This is a genomic window from Flavobacterium sp. HTF (genome assembly GCF_003105115.1).
Taxonomy (GTDB): Bacteria; Bacteroidota; Bacteroidia; order Flavobacteriales; family Flavobacteriaceae; genus Flavobacterium.
Genome location: NZ_QETH01000097.1, coordinates 1 through 14,996 on the forward strand (window position 1 = coordinate 1; position 14,996 = coordinate 14,996).

Consider the following 14,996-nt stretch of genomic DNA (forward strand, 5'->3'; position numbering starts at 1 on the left):
CACAAAGAAAAATAAACTTTGCGACTCTGCGACTTTGCGAGCATATTTCCATAAATAACAAACTTTTAAGCTAAATAATAAAATAAAAAACTCCGGTAATCAGCCGGAGTTTCAATCATCAATCAAAAAACGAACAGTCAATCAAACTGTTGTTTACGGTAAAATTCCAAAGTTGAAAAATTCCAAATTCCAATAAAAGTTGGAATTTGGAATTTAAATATATTGAAATTTATATTATTATCCTAAGTAAGTTTTAAGGATTTTACTTCTGGAAGTGTGTTTTAATCTACGGATTGCTTTTTCTTTAATCTGACGAACACGCTCTCGGGTTAGGTCGAAAGTCTCTCCAATTTCTTCAAGAGTCATTGGGTGCTGATCGCCAAGACCGAAGTATAAACGAACAACATCTGCTTCTCTTGGAGTCAGTGTTTCTAAAGAACGTTCAATTTCAGTACGTAAAGATTCGTGAATTAATTCTCTGTCCGGGTTTGGAGATTCTCCAGAACGTAAAACGTCGTAAAGGTTAGAATCTTCACCTTCAACAAGAGGTGCATCCATCGATAAGTGACGTCCGGAGTTTTTCATAGACTCTTTTACGTCATTTACAGTCATGTCAAGTTCTTTTGCAATTTCTTCAGCAGAAGGCGGACGCTCGTTAGATTGCTCTAATAAAGCATACATTTTGTTGATTTTATTGATAGAACCAATTTTGTTTAATGGTAAACGTACAATACGTGATTGCTCTGCAAGAGCCTGAAGGATCGATTGACGAATCCACCAAACTGCATATGAGATAAATTTAAATCCACGAGTTTCGTCAAAACGTTGAGCCGCTTTAATTAAACCCAGGTTTCCTTCATTAATTAAATCGGGAAGTGTTAAACCTTGATTTTGATATTGTTTAGCCACAGATACTACGAAACGTAGGTTGGCTTTTGTTAATTTTTCTAAAGCTCTTTGATCACCGGCCTTTATTCTTTGTGCTAATTCTACCTCTTCATCAGCGGTAATTAGGTCAACTTTTCCAATTTCTTGTAGATATTTGTCTAACGATGCAGTTTCACGATTAGTTACCTGCTTGGTAATTTTAAGTTGTCTCATGTTGTTGTCTCCCTATTTTTTAAAGTGTACAAATGGTTATACGTAAAGAGTATCGAAAAAGTTACAATCTTTTTCAAAAAAGATGAAAAGAATAATTCGTGTCGCTTTTTTTGTAAATTGCGGCAAATATATTTTGATGAAAATACTTCTACTTTCAGTTGTTTCCTTCCTTTCGTTTACGACTATTTCATTTGGGCAAAAAACATTAGATCCTACTCCACAAGACATTCAGTTGGCGAAATCTCTTAGAGAGAAATATGCAAAAAATGATGTTGCTGTTTTAGAAAGCAAAGAAATAATCACTTTTGATCTGAATAAAAGTGATTCTAAAGTCATTGTAAATAGTTCTGTCAACGAGGTTCTGATGAATATTAATCACAGGGCGGATATTTTAAAATATGAATTTTACGACAGTGAATCTAAAATTGAAACTTTTGCATTAAAATACAGAAACCAAAAAAACGCTGATTTTTCGGTAAAAGATGAGTTCTATAAAGACAAAGATTTGTTTTATAATGATGCCCGTGTAAAATATATCAACGTAGATTTTCCTGTTCAGGGATATACTTATAATTATGAACTCAAAAAGAAATATAATGATATAAAATATTTTACCTCTTTATATTTTAATGATGAATTTCCGGTTATAAAAAAAGATATTACAGTTGTTGTTCCCGATTGGCTAAATTTAGAATTAAAGGAATTTAACTTTGAAGGAAGTACTGTTTTGAAAACAAAAACAAGGGATGAAAAAAACGGCATTACGACCTACAATTATGTAATGGAAAATGTTGATGCTTTTTATAAAGAAAAGAAAACTCCCGGAAGAACATACATTTACCCACATATCTTAATTATTGCAAAATCTTTTAAAAACAAGGATAAAGAAACGTTACTTTTTAATTCGACCGCAGATTTATATAAATGGTATAAATCACTAACAGATTTGATGAAAGATGATACCAGCGTTCTTAAAAGCAAAGTGGAAGAGCTGACTTCAAAAGCAAAAACTGATGAAGAAAAAATAAAAAACATCTACTATTGGGTTCAGGACAATATACGATATATCGCTTTTGAAGATGGAATTGCAGGTTTCAAACCAGATGAATCAAATAATGTTTTTGAGAAAAGATATGGCGATTGTAAAGGAATGGCAAACCTAAGCAAGCAAATGCTCAAATTAGCGGGGTTTGATGCAAGGCTTACCTGGATTGGTACAAAACATATTATGTATGATTATACAACCCCTTCATTGGCTGTTGACAATCATATGATCTGCACGTTGTTTCATAATGGCAAAACCTATTTTATTGATGGGACAGAGAAATATAATTCTTTGGGAGAAGATGCTGAAAGGATTCAGAATAAAGAAGTTATGATTGAAGACGGGGATAAATTTATCATCAAAAAAGTTCCTGTTGCACCAAGTGCTCTAAACAAAGAAATATACAACGCCAATCTTACTATTGATAATGACAAATTAGTAGGTGCCTGCTCAAAACTGTACACAGGAGAAAGCAGAACTGAATTTCTGAATATTATCAATTCGTTTGAAAGTGATAAAAAAGGAGAAACATTAGAAAAATACCTGTCCAGACACGATAAAAATATTTCAGCAAGCAATATTAAGACTTCTGATTTAACCAACAGAGATCAAAAGCTTTCTGTAAACTATGAAATTAATGTTTTAAATAAGGTTTCAAGATTTGACAATGAAATTTATATAGACCTGGAATATATGGACGAATTTAAAAATTTTGAATTCAAGGAAAGAAAGACAGATTATGAATTAGATTATAAAACAGACTACGAATCAAATGTAGTTTTGACCATTCCGGCAGGATACAAGCTTAGTAAACTTCCTGAAAACCTGACTGTAAAAGAAGAAGATTTCAATGTATTGATTTCGTTTAAACATGTAGGAAAAGAGATTTTGTATAAAAAACAATTTGTATTTAAAAATGCTATTGTCAAAGCAGGTGAAATGGATAAATGGAATGCCTTTAATAAAAACCTTAACACAATTTATAATCAGCAAATAATTCTTTCAAAACTATAATTATATGAATAAAATTTTACTCTTGTTTTTTATTTCCATTTATTTTTCTTCCTACTCGCAGGATAAAGCCGAAGTTAAAGACTTCTTCTGGGGAAAATCGGATTCTTATAAAACAGCAATTAAAACACCTGATAAGTGGAAAAACGAATCAGCAGTTGTTATCTATAAATACGAATATTACAACTATCATAATTCCGGTGCTAAAGTGATTTATACTTCTGCATTCAGAAGGAGAATTAAACTTCAGGATCAGGCCGCTATCAAGGAATTTTCTGAATTTTCATTTAATGATAAATTTTATTCTTCAAAAGGGTATATGTACAAAGAAGGTACAACCTTTTTAGGAGTAAAAATTGTTAAGCCAAATGGAGATGAAATTGAGATTGATATTGATAAAAATGCCAAACAGGTTGATAAAGAAAAAAAGATAGCCATAAACAGTTTAGAAATAGGTGATGTTTTAGACTATTATTACTATTCTTATGAGCCATTTGCTATCACGTATCTGAGCTTTGAACCGGTTGAGACAACATTGAGTGAGGGATATCCTGTAATGAACAAAAAAATCAAGTTTTCTGCAGAAGATGATTTTTATGTAAATTTCAATACATATAACGGTGCGCCTGAATTAAAACAAGTAGCTTCAGAAAAAAAGCATATCAAACAATATGAACTGGAGGCAAGCGATCTTGAGAAAAATGAATTTCCGAGATGGTTTTATCCATTTGCAGAAATGCCCTGTTATAAGTTTCAGGTTTATTTTGCCAGAAACGGCGCTTTTACGAACTATAATTATGCTGACGTATTTATTCCAAAAGGCGGTACTAATTTAAGAAAGACAGTCGATAAGGATGATATATTTGAATACTATAAAGAAAAATTCCGTCCAGTTTTTGATTTAGATGAAACTTTAAAATTTTTGAAAGGAAAAACTTTTGCAAATGATGAAGAAAAGATAAAAGCAGTTTATGAATTTGCAAGACACCGATACTATACGCAATACATAGAATCGGCTGTAATTAAGGAAGCCGATATATTTTATCCGTATTCATTATTTAAAGATCCGGTTTATATTGGCGAGCAGTCACAGTTTATTAACTATTTCATGGCCTTTATGAAAGAGTTTAAAATTGATTACAATATCATACTGGCTACGAACAGATATAATGGATCTATAGATGATTTATTAATTCAGAAAAATGTACAGGCATTAATAAGAGTCAATACGCCAACACCATTTTATTTAGAGTGTTTTAATCCTTTTACAACGCCTGGAATAATTGATTATAATCTGGAAAATACAAAAGCATATTCATTAGACGCAATTAATTTCAAGCAAATTGCCAATGTCAAAGAAGTAAGTTTGCCAACTTCTACAGCTAAAGATAATGCAACAAAAGTTGTGACCGATGTTTCTTTGGGAGCTGATTTTTCCAGCCTTATGATAAAAAGAAATTCGTCATTTTTCGGACATTTTAAAAATGATGAACAATACAGAAAAATGAAGTTCTATGATTATCTGGATGAAGATTATCAGAAATATGGAACAGAAAGAATTCTGGATAAAGTAGGAAATAAAAACAAACGTGCACAATATACCAAAGAATTTGAGGCATTAAAAAACAAATCAAAAGACTTAAAGAAAGAAAGCGACAAGAAAGTACTTTCAGAAGAATTTGGATTTGAGATCGAAAACCCAACTTTGAATATTACCAATACGGGCAGATATGGTAATGAAACACCTTTTAGTTATGAGGAAGAATTTATCATAAAAAATAATTTCATCAAAAAGGCCGGTGAAAACTATATTATTGAGATTGGAAAAATATTAACGAATCAGGTTGAAATAGATAAAAAAGAGACAGACAGGAAAAATAATATTTATATGTCTTTTCCGAGATCATTTGAAAACGAAATCATTTTTGAAATCCCGGCAGGTTATAAAGTTTCGGGAATAGAAAAACTGAATAAGAATGTTCAGAATTCGACAGGAGAGTTTATAAGTAATGCTGTTGTGAAAGGTAATAAATTGACAATTACAGTAAAAAAACAATATAATAATTATTATGAGCCAAATGCTAACTGGAGCAAGATGATTTTATTTCTGGAAGCTGCATATCAATTTTCGCAAGAAAAGGTTTTACTTAAAAAAGGTTAACTTTATCTGAATAAGTTCAAAGCTAACTTAGATCTTAAAAACAAAAGCTCCCGTTTCAGAAGAAACGGGAGCTTTTGTTTTATACATGGGATTATTAATTTACAGAAGAATCTTTTACTTCAATAATTTCTTTTAATGAAACCGGAGTACCGTTTTTAGTAAAGCCTTCCAGTTTTATTTCGAAAGTTCCAGAAAGGTCTGATGTATAAAAAGCATTATTTGATTCACCATTTAATTTTGCATCAGGATTCCAGAATAACTGATTTCTAAAATCCGGAATTCTTGCATTATCTGCGAGATTGCTATAATCGATTTTGTTATAAAGTTTTTTTGGCTGCGGTCTCAAAATTGTTGGTTTCGCAATTGAAGTTCCGCTTAGAGTGCTTTTAAAATCCTTGTCGAATGTTGTAAAACTTACTAAACCATTAAAGGATTTCGAACCAACATAGTATCTTCCAACAATAACATCAACTTTATAAACACCTTTCATATTGTATTTCGCCAGTTCGGCCTGGTTTTCTAAATACAAACCATCAACTAAAACCAGTGCTGCATCGGGTAGTTGTGGGAAAACACTTGGATCATTGACATGCAGATAAAGTTTGTCATCTTTTTGCTTTTGGTATACTTCGACAACTACTTCTGTGATGGTTTCCTTTAGTGTTTTGAATCGTGTAAAATCATCTAAAACATATTCTTTTGCAACAGGGAAATAAAACGTTTCAAGTGTTTGATTCTTTACAATATTATCTACTTTTTTATGATAATAAGCATTTTCTACCTGACTGGAAATAGATCTGTTTAAAAGACTCTCTTTTGCTGTATAGGATAAAGTTGAGTTTTGATCAAAAGATAAATTGGAATAATCTATTTCCGGTGCATTGTTTATGGTAAGATTATAATTGTCTGCTTTTTCGTCAATAATCTGAACAACAATCTCCTGAGTATAATATGTTTTATTTATATTAAAAATAAAGTTACCATTCGCATCTGTTTCTACCACTTTAAAGGCAAATGATTTTCCGGGTATAGACAAGGCAACCGATAAGTTTTCGATCTTATCTGTATTGTTTTTTGCTGAAATTTTCCCTGAAATAATCTCTCCTCTTAGTTCTGGTAAAACTATTTTTTTGTTTTGATTTTGTAAATCCAGAATTAATGGATAATTTGTTTTTACAGCAAAATCTAAAGCCGAAATTTGAGTTTTAGAAGGGATGTTGTCTAATTTTCTAACCGATAATGAATAATTTCCGTTTTGAAAAACCGGATTTGACGACTCAATTTTTAAATCTACCAATTCACGATTTGCGAATGATTTTTTGTTGATTTTAAATTTGATGTTTTCATTTGAAATGCTGTTTTCATTTGATGTGGCAGCAGCTAAAATATTTTCAGAAGCAGTTTTTTCTGTTGTTTTATAAGGGTTGATGATGTTAATGTCAATTTGAAACAATTCTGAGACAGGTTTATTTAACATCCAGTTTGTATAACCGATAAGTTTGTAATTTCCTGTTTTTAAAGTCGTCGGAATAAAATAGTCACCTTGTCCGGTTGCATTTTCCAGAGCGATTTTAGTTTTAAAAACAGATACTTTATTATTGTCTACAAGTTCAACATAAGCAACCTTGCTTATAGTGCTGGGTGTTTTGTCAGTCGATTTTAGACACAGGACTTTATACAAAAGAGTTTCTCCGGAAACAAATGTTGTCGCATTTGCATGAACGAAGATTGTTTCATCTAAAGTGATGGTTTGTTGTGCGCTGGTGAATTGTGTACTTACGAGTACAAACAATACAATAAGGTGTTTTATTCTGTCCAAAATGAAGGTATTACGTTAGATGAAAATGATGTGCAGTCTCCGCATTCGACATCTGTTAGTATGTAGGTTTGACCAGCACCACTAATATATGTCATTAAATTTCTGTTTATATTATAAATCATAGTGTCTCCTTCACAACCATCGCCAGAGAAGCAAAATTTGAACGGAATGTCTTCGCAAGTGTTGAAATAGGGTGAAGGTTTTCCAGGGAAAAAATCATTATAATTAAAAAAGATTCTTTGCTCTGATACAGACGCTACCTCAAAAAAGCCAAGGACTTTTGTACCAGGATCACTAATACATTTAATGTTTCCGGAAAGAAACCCCGGTTGTTTAGGAGATAATATTCCGGAACTACCAGATAAATCCTTTAAGGTTTTATGAAAAGTATAAGCTTCTAAGTTTTCAATATATTGCCTGACTAATATGCTGTATCTGTGCCCGATGACGTAATTGTTTTCTTCGATAAAACGAACAGGAAAACTTACTCGGTCTTCTGTTTTATCATTCGTATTTGTCAAAAGAATTTCTGTTGAATTTTTAGTCGAATAACATGTTCTGGTGTTTACATTATTCGCAATAAGTTGTACAGATTGTTCGCCAGTTGCAATAATCTTTAATGTTGACCATCTTGGTGCTATAATTTTATATGTCTCTTCATATTCATAGCGATAATATTTTGATGTTCTGCCCGCATCATAACTGTTTACATTAATTTGAACACCGGTTTCATTGTCTTTATTCGTTGTAAGTGATGGCACTATACTTTGAATCGGGTTTATACTCGTTAAGATTTGAGGAATTGAACGATATACTTTTCCATCTTTGGTCGTGATTTCCAGAGTATACTGTCGCTCCGGTAAAGCCTGAAAAGCAGTTACAGATTTATATGAACCTGCATTTTCTGTAAATTGATATTCGTTATTAGTGTCATCTTTTACGACAACTTTTGCTCCCGTTTCGAGTTGGATACCTTCATCTTCAAATTTTGATGTTTTTGAGATTTTTATTTCCTGATTTTTGAGCTCGTTTGTTAAAGTAGCTTCTACAACAATAATTTCTTCGTAGGTGTTACTTAATAAAGGGTATGCTTCTGTACACCCATTTAAAAATAGCGCCAGAAGAACAACAAGAATTATATTTATTATTTTATGCTTATTCACTGCTTAAATTTATTTTAATATTCGAAATGATTTCTTTCCAGATTATTAATCTGTCCAAAATGTTGGTTTTATATTAGATGCAATAGTTGTACAGTCACCACATGGTGCATCGACCCAATAGGTATACTCGGCACCTTGTAAAAAATAAGTTATTCTTCCAAATTGCAGATCTACGAAAGGACTATTATTATGGGTACAAGGATCCGGACTAAACGGGTAATCTGCGTAACAAAATTCTTTACAATCTACAATGTATGGAGGTGCTCCTTCGCCAGGATATAAATCTGAATGATTAAAATAAATTCTTTCAGTCGATACAGAAGCTACATCAAAGTAGCCAACTATTTTGTCACCTGAATTTTTAACAGATTTTATATTTCCTAATAAAACACCAGGCTGAGTTGGAGACACAATGCTTCCGGGCCCGGCCATTTTTTTTAAAATGGCGTAATAAGTATATGCTTGTTGACTTTCAACGTATTGAGTTACCAAAATGCTATATCTCGTTGTTGTTATATAATCCTGAGCGTCAATAAAACGGACCATAAAGTTAACACGATCTTCACTTTTATTCTTTGTATCGTCTAAAAGTAATTCAGCATTTTTTTTATTTCCATAACAAATCCTTGTTGTAGGCGAGTTCGGAACTAAAACAATCGTAGCATTTTCACCTATTGTAGCCTTTGTTGTTGTCCATTTTGGAGCTATAACTTTATAGGTTTCTTCATATTTGTACCGGTAATATTTTGATCGATTACTACTGTCAAAACTATTTACCCTAATTGCTATTCCATTCACCTTGTCTTTTATTTCTACAGCTGGCGTAATACTCTCAATTGGATTTACAGCAGTTAAAGTTTCTTGTGATGACTCAAAGGATCTCCCGTCTTCTGTGGTTATATGCAATTGATATTTTCTGTCCGGCAAAGCCTGAAATGGTGTGGTAGAAATATAACTTTCAGAATCTTCTTCGAAATCGTATTGGTTTCCTGCATTATCTGTAATGAAAACTTTTGCTCCGGTCTCAGGCTCAATGTCTTCATCCTCAAATTTTGATGTTTTGGTTAGTTTTATTTCGTGATTTTTGAGTTCGTTAGTTATAGTTGTTTCTACAATTACAATTTCCTCGTAATTATTTGTCAATAACGGATATGTCTCTGTACAGCCATTTAATAAAATGGATAGTATAGCGAAAATGATTATATTTTTTATTTGATAAATTTTTATCATTTAATATCTGTTGTGATTTTATCTAAATCTTAATACTGACCTATTTTAATCTACCCAAAAAGTTGGCCTTATGTTGGATGCAATCTTTGTGCAATCGCCACAAGGAGCATAAACCCAATAGTAATATGCACTTAAACTAACAAAAGTAATTAAGCCCTGACTTAAATCGGTTGAAAATGGTGCGGAATGTGTGCATGGTTCCGGAACATCATTTTCGCTCTGTCCGTAACAAAATTGTTGGCAATCGACAATATAAGGAGGAGGCAATTCATTTGGAAATAAATCTTTATGATTAAAATAAATCCGCTCTGATGATACAGAAGCGACATCAAAATAGCCCACTATTTTATCATTCGGGTTTCTTATTGATTTTAAGTTACCCAATAAAAGTCCTGGCTGATTTGGTGCTAAAATGTTTCCGGAACCGGCCATTTTTTTTAAAGTAGTATTGTAATTGTATGATGGTAAACTTAGAACGTATTGTTTTACTAAAATACTATACCTGCTTGTCGTTATATAGTCTTGTTTGTCTATAAAACGTACCATGAAGTTAACCCGGTCTTCAATTAGGTTATTGGTGTCTGTTAAGAGCAGTTCAATATTTCTTTTATTTCCATAACAAACCCGTGTATCTGTTGAATTTGGGATAAGGACAATACCTCCGTTCTCATTGAATGTTGCCTTTACGGGTGACCATTTTGGAGTTTCAACCTTGTAAGTTTCTTCATATTCGTATCTGTAGTATTTTGATTTAGCGGTGGGATCAAAACTATTTACTGTAATGGCAATACCTGTTGCTTTATCTTTTGTTTCAACTGTAGTTGTTAAACTTTGTATTGGGTTTACAGCTGTTAAAGTTTCAGGTGAAGATTCAAAAGATTTACCATCTTTTGTAGTGATGTGCAGCTGATATTTTCTTTCAGACACCGCTTGAAATTCTGTTGTAGAAAGATACCCGTCAGATTCTTCTTTGAATTTATATTGATTGCCTGCGTCATCTGTTATAAATACTTCGGCTCCGGTTTCAGGAAGATATTCTTCATCTTCAAATTTAGCTGTTTTGGTAATTTTTATTTCCTGATGCTTAAGTTCGTTTGTTATTGTTGCTTCGACAACGATTGCTTCTTCATAGGTATTGGTCAATAAAGGAAATGTCTCTGTACAGCTATTTAATAGCAAGACTGATAAAAGAACTATAATATTTAGTTTATAATTTTTCATTAATTAAAATTTAAAATTATAAGTAATACTTGGCACTTGTATTGAGAAAATAGAAGTTTTGTATCCTTTTACCTTTCCACTTTGATCTGTCACAAAATAAATGGAGTACGGATTATTTCTTCCCAATACATTATAAATAGAAATATTCCAGAAACTGTGAGCCAGTTTTTTTATTTTATGATTTCCTTCAATGTTAATTCCAATATCTAAACGAATATAATCCGGTATTCTATAGGCATTTCGGTCACTATACAGAGTATATTCAGCATCTCCATAATGGAATGTTCCAATCGGATAAGTGATTGGTCTTCCTGTCTGGTACAAAAAGTTTGTCGATAAACTATAACGTCTTGTAAATTTATAATTTAAAATGGCACTTAAATCATGTGGCTTATCAAAATTTGCCGGAAAATATTTTCCATTATTTACTATTTCAGAACTAAACTGACTGTCAAGTTTAATTTGAGATCGGGAATATGTATAACCTATCCAGCCGTTTAATCTTCCCTCGGTTTTCTTTAGCAAAAATTCAACACCGTATGCTTTTCCTTCTCCTTGTAATAATTCGGTTTCAACATTTTTATTCAAGGTAACCTGGGCACCAACTTTGTAGTCAAGAATATTTTTAGATTTTTTATAATATCCTTCCAGGCTCACTTCATATTCTCCGTCTTTTAGGTTTTTAAAAAGACCCAAAGAAACTTGCTGTGCGCTTTGCGGCGCTACATTAGAATCAGACAATTTCCAGGTATCAGTTGGAGATTGTGTTACGTTACTGGATAAAAGATGAACATATTGTCTTGTATAGTCATAACCTGCTTTTACCGAAAAATCCTCTGTAATAAAATAACGTGCAGCTAAACGTGGCTCAAGTCCCCCATATGTTTTTACGACTTCATTATTTTTATAAGTTTCAGTTCCGGTTACTGTTTCATTAGTAAGTGGCAGACCAGCCTCATAAGTTCTAACTTCTGCAGGCCCCAAAGAAGCATAAAAAGAATATCGTAAACCTAAATCCAATAACAGTTTGTCACTGAATTTAAAACTGTCTGCTAAATAAATGGCTGATTCAAGTGCTTTTTCTTTTGCAATGTCAGTCGAAATTAATATTGTTTCCGGGTGCGTAGGATGTTGGTAACCAGGTGAAATATTATACAATTTACTCGCAACACCATAAGACAAATTATGCTTTGGAGTAAGCTGATAATTAAATTTTAACTGTAATTGAGATTCATTTACTTTATATCCAAAATCAAAAGAGTTTACATCATTTGAATCGTAATCAATATTGAATTTATATTCACTATTAGTAAAAATTAAAGCAGCTTTACTTTTTTTATTAAAAGTATGGTCCCATTTTACAGAAGCAAGCCTGTTACTGTATTTATAAATAGAATCTGAACTAAGGCTAAAACGGTCATGGCTATAATATGCCGTAGCTTCTACAGTGTTATTACTGTTTATGTTATAGTTGTATTTTATAATTCCGTCATAAAAGCCAGCCTGACTGTTTTTAAGATTTTCATCGTCTAATGATTTTAATATCCAATCAGAATAAGTTGCTCGGCCTCCGACAATAATACTCGATTTATTTTTTACGATTGGTGTACTAATCATAAGATTTGAGGTAATAGGCCCTATAGCTCCTTCACCTGAAAATTTTTCAGGATTTCCATTTTTTGTTGTAATGTCAAATACAGAAGATAATCGACCTCCAAAATCAGCAGGAATACTTCCTTTATAAATATCTGCTTTTTTGGCTGTGTACGGATTTATAGCAGAGAAAAAACCTAAAAAGTGCTGAGGATTATATAAAACGGCATTATCCAACAAAATAAGATTTTGGTCGTCTTTTCCACCTCTTACGTTAAAACCTGCAGATCCTTCTCCGGTAGTTTTGATTCCCGGAAATGTTGTTGCAACTTTCAGAATATCTCTTTCACCCAGAATCAAAGGAACATTTTTGATTCCTTCAATATCAATAGAAACCAAACCAGAAACAGCAGTTTCAGTTTGTTTTCTTCCTTTCTTATTAATTACAACTTCGTCTAACTGATTTGATTTGTCATTAAGATTAACATCAAAAGTACCATCATCATAAACCATCAGAGTTCTTGTTACATCTTTATGGCTCAAAGATTTTATTTCGATAACGTTAATTCCTCTCGGAAGTTGCAAAGTATAATTACCATCAGGATCACTTGAAGTGCTGATGTTTTTATTTCTTACTTTAATATAAATATTGGCTTCAGGTTTTCCTGTTTCTTCATTTTTTACAGAACCGGAAACAGTAAAAGTTTTTTTGGTCAAATCTTTATTTTCTTTTCCAATAAAAACAATAGATGCTTTTTTAGTAACACTATAACTGTTTAAAGAATCGTATTGTTGATAAAAAACCGGATTATCAGGATTTGCACCGTTTCGGTTATCGATTTCTGCCGGGGCATCAGAAAAATAATTTGCAGGCAGATCATCATGTATAGTACTGTTAAGAGTCAATATGACTTTCTTATTCAGTATTATAAAATTTAAATCGGATTTACTTAAGATTTTACTCAGTAAATCATCAATTTTTATGTCTGTATAGGAGCCTGTGATCAGGGTTTTGTTTGAGTTAACCCAAATCGGATCAAAATAAAATTTATATGAAGTTGACGCTTCAATAGATTTTATTGCATTTTCCAAAGTCTGATCTGTAAATGTAATCGAAATTTTCTCATCTGAATTTTGAGCAAAAGAGGATTGAAATGAGAATAAGATAACTAAGGCGAGTAGAATTTTTTTCATTGTCTTATTTCGTTTGTATTGAAAGAGAATTATTAATGTATTTCATCAGATTTCTCATAAACTGATTCAAATCGGCCTTTCTAAGTTCTCTATTCAGCAAATAAAACCCATTGATTTGTTTTTTTTGTTCAGGAAATATTTTAATTATATCATTTTTGCTATTGATCTGATATACGGTGTTTTTTAAACTAAGAAAATAAGAAGTGTTTTCCTTAAAAGTATAAGATAGTATGCCTTCAGATATGATTTTTTGCTGGCCTTTATGGTGTTTGATATAAAATATAAAGTCTGGTGCAATTTTATTCTCTTCATAATATCCGGTGGTAAATTCCGGAACAGTATTGATTTTTTTATCAATTTTAATAAAATTCCTGTCTTTAATAGAAAATGATTCTACCTTATTCTGAATAAGATTTATACCAACATTTTCTGATTCAAACGGATTCAGGACTAAAATGTCCCTATAAATGTCATATTTGAGTTTTACATTATAATAAGTTTGACCTTCATAAGTTATGTTCCCTGATTCGTATTGGTCAATCAAATAAATGCTATTGTCACCAACAGTTCCAAATGGATTATTGTGCGGTGTACCATTAATAATGTCAAGGTTTTCTTTACCTACTGTTTTATCAAACCAGTTATAAGTTGAAACATCATTATTGACGGATTGACTGTGAATATTTGAAATGCTTAATAATAATCCAAATAAAATAAGGAAAGAAGATTTATTTTGATAATTTTTCAAAGGATTGTGTGGTTTTAATGATTTGTTTTGGTGATTCCAAATGTATTAAAAAAATGTTATAGATAATACATAAAACCGTTAAAATGTAATAAAAACACTATTCTTTTTAATCAAGATATTGCTTGTGTATTGTGATTTAGGATTTTTGATAAATAAATCTTAGTTGATTCAAGTAGGGTATCATTAAAATTGTAAATCAACCTGAGAGTTTATTTTTTCCTGATAATAATCTATTTTTCGTATAGTTTTATTGAAAAATAAATTTTGTTCCTTAATTCCCGATTGCGTTAATGGTTGGGAGTTTTGAATTTGCAATCTGAAAAACTGATAAACATTTTTACAGCTTTCTTCATTGTCAGTAATAAAATAACCCAACAATGTATATGGAACAAACATGGTTAGTTTTTCTTCAGCTTCAATAAGCATATTATTATTTAACAAGATTAGTTCATTGTAATAAATCGCAAAATGATCACTGGAATTATTGCATTTTTCCTGTATTAAATTTATAATTCGTTTTAAGTCTTTGCATAATGCATTTGCACTGTTTAGATCCAGCAGACCTGCTTCATAAAAATATAAAATCTGTTGTAAACTACTGTTGATAGTTGTGTCGTTCCAAATTTCTTTGACATTGGTTTTTTCATATATTTTTTTTAATTTCTGCATATGCTCAGAAAAAGATTCTTTGATTACGAAATTTTCAAACG

At 31.6% G+C, this 14,996-nt stretch carries 9 protein-coding genes and 1 pseudogene; 2 read left to right on the forward strand and 8 right to left on the reverse strand.

What is annotated here, in order from left to right:
• Positions 1-237 precede the first annotated feature (237 nt).
• Positions 238-1,101 carry an RNA polymerase sigma factor RpoD/SigA gene (locus DCO46_RS19405; RefSeq protein ID WP_007804760.1) on the reverse strand — a complete coding sequence of 288 codons (864 nt, stop codon included), beginning with the start codon at positions 1,099-1,101 and terminating at the stop codon, positions 238-240.
• Between the two features lie 82 nt (positions 1,102-1,183).
• Between DCO46_RS19405 and DCO46_RS19410 the strand changes: the two genes are divergently transcribed.
• Together DCO46_RS19410 and DCO46_RS19415 are read left to right on the forward strand one after the other, a co-directional pair.
• Positions 1,184-3,160 carry a transglutaminase-like domain-containing protein gene (locus DCO46_RS19410; RefSeq protein ID WP_243416358.1) on the forward strand — a complete coding sequence of 659 codons (1,977 nt, stop codon included), beginning with the start codon at positions 1,184-1,186 and terminating at the stop codon, positions 3,158-3,160.
• Positions 3,161-3,164: 4 nt separating this feature from the next.
• Entirely contained in the window at positions 3,165-5,318 is a 2,154-nt protein-coding gene (locus DCO46_RS19415; RefSeq protein ID WP_116754141.1) for a DUF3857 domain-containing protein, read from the forward strand.
• Between the two features lie 94 nt (positions 5,319-5,412).
• On the opposite strand, the gene DCO46_RS19420 is transcribed toward DCO46_RS19415, so the two are convergent.
• The 7 genes and pseudogenes from DCO46_RS19420 to DCO46_RS22795 form a co-directional block, all read right to left on the reverse strand.
• Positions 5,413-7,137 carry a hypothetical protein gene (locus tag DCO46_RS19420; protein ID WP_116754142.1) on the reverse strand — a complete coding sequence of 575 codons (1,725 nt, stop codon included), beginning with the start codon at positions 7,135-7,137 and terminating at the stop codon, positions 5,413-5,415.
• On the reverse strand, positions 7,125-8,300 hold the full coding sequence (locus DCO46_RS19425) for a DUF4249 domain-containing protein (RefSeq protein WP_116754143.1): 1,176 nt from the start codon (positions 8,298-8,300) through the stop codon (positions 7,125-7,127). The genes DCO46_RS19420 and DCO46_RS19425 overlap by 13 nt, the downstream gene beginning before the upstream one ends.
• A 45-nt stretch (positions 8,301-8,345) precedes the next feature.
• Positions 8,346-9,530 carry a DUF4249 domain-containing protein gene (locus DCO46_RS19430; RefSeq protein WP_317048064.1) on the reverse strand — a complete coding sequence of 395 codons (1,185 nt, stop codon included), beginning with the start codon at positions 9,528-9,530 and terminating at the stop codon, positions 8,346-8,348.
• Positions 9,531-9,575: 45 nt separating this feature from the next.
• Positions 9,576-10,751, reverse strand: a complete 1,176-nt coding sequence (locus DCO46_RS19435; protein WP_116754144.1) for a DUF4249 domain-containing protein — start codon at positions 10,749-10,751, stop codon at positions 9,576-9,578.
• A 3-nt stretch (positions 10,752-10,754) separates the two neighbouring features.
• Positions 10,755-13,538, reverse strand: a complete 2,784-nt coding sequence (locus DCO46_RS19440) for a TonB-dependent receptor domain-containing protein (RefSeq protein WP_116754145.1) — start codon at positions 13,536-13,538, stop codon at positions 10,755-10,757.
• A gap of 4 nt (positions 13,539-13,542) precedes the next feature.
• Positions 13,543-14,286, reverse strand: a complete 744-nt coding sequence (locus tag DCO46_RS19445) for a hypothetical protein (protein ID WP_116754146.1) — start codon at positions 14,284-14,286, stop codon at positions 13,543-13,545.
• Between the two features lie 183 nt (positions 14,287-14,469).
• Positions 14,470-14,996: pseudogene (locus DCO46_RS22795) on the reverse strand (hypothetical protein); the annotation flags it as partial.